General features: G+C 66.8%; 1 protein-coding gene. It reads left to right on the plus strand.

Going from position 1 to position 865, the window contains the following annotated elements; genetic code table 11:
• Positions 1-865, plus strand: an 865-nt coding sequence (locus EN994_RS33465) for an amidase family protein (RefSeq protein ID WP_127308257.1), incomplete at both ends; no start/stop codon positions are given.

Raw genomic sequence — 865 nt, forward strand, 5'->3', positions numbered from 1 at the left:
CACCAATCGCATTCCGGGTGGTTCTTCCTCAGGCGCCGGCGTTTCCGTCGGCGAGCGCACGAGCGAAATATCGATCGGTTCCGACACCGGCGGTTCGATACGCATTCCGGCTTCACTCAAAGGTGTCGTCGGCTTCAAGCCGACGGCGCGACGTGTGCCGCTCGCCGGCGCGTTCCCACTGTCGGCCACGCTGGACTCGATCGGTCCGCTTGCCCGAACCGTCGCCCAGTGTGCCGCCGCCGACGCCGTGATGGCCGGTGAGGTGCCGACCGCGCTGACGCCGATTGCCCTGGCAGGGCTTCGCATAGGCATTCCGCGCGGCGTCCTTTTCGAAGAGACGGAAGACGAGGTGGCGACCGCGTTCGACCGCTGCCTTGGCAAGATCGAGCAGACGGGCGCGCGGATCGAGGATCTGTCGATCGACGATCTGCTTGCCGATTTGCGCGCGGCCACCAAGCGTGGTTCGATCGCCGCGATGGAAGGGGCCGAAGTGCATGCCGACTGGCTGGCGACAGGAGCTTCGGTACCGGTCGACCCGCATGTCAGCGGACCTTTGTCGCGGGCAGCCATGCTGCCGACGCCTGTCTACATCCGGGCAATGCGCCGTCGTACAGCGCTCGCCGCCGCCATGGACGAGCGGCTGTCCTCGGTCGATGTGCTGGCCTTGCCGACCACACCGGTGACGGCGCCGACTATCGTCTCGATGTCTGACGACGCCGGGTTGCGTGACCGCACCGAAGGCCTGCTGCTGCGCAACACGCAGGTTGCCAACCAGTTCGATCTCTGCGCGATCTCGCTGCCGATGCCGAGCACTCAGCTGCCCGCCGGCTTGATGCTGGTGGCGCGCAACGGCCATGACCAACGC

The sequence above is a fragment of the Mesorhizobium sp. M7A.F.Ca.CA.002.09.1.1 genome (assembly GCF_003998555.1).
In the GTDB taxonomy this organism is placed as follows: Bacteria; Pseudomonadota; Alphaproteobacteria; order Rhizobiales; family Rhizobiaceae; genus Mesorhizobium; species Mesorhizobium ciceri.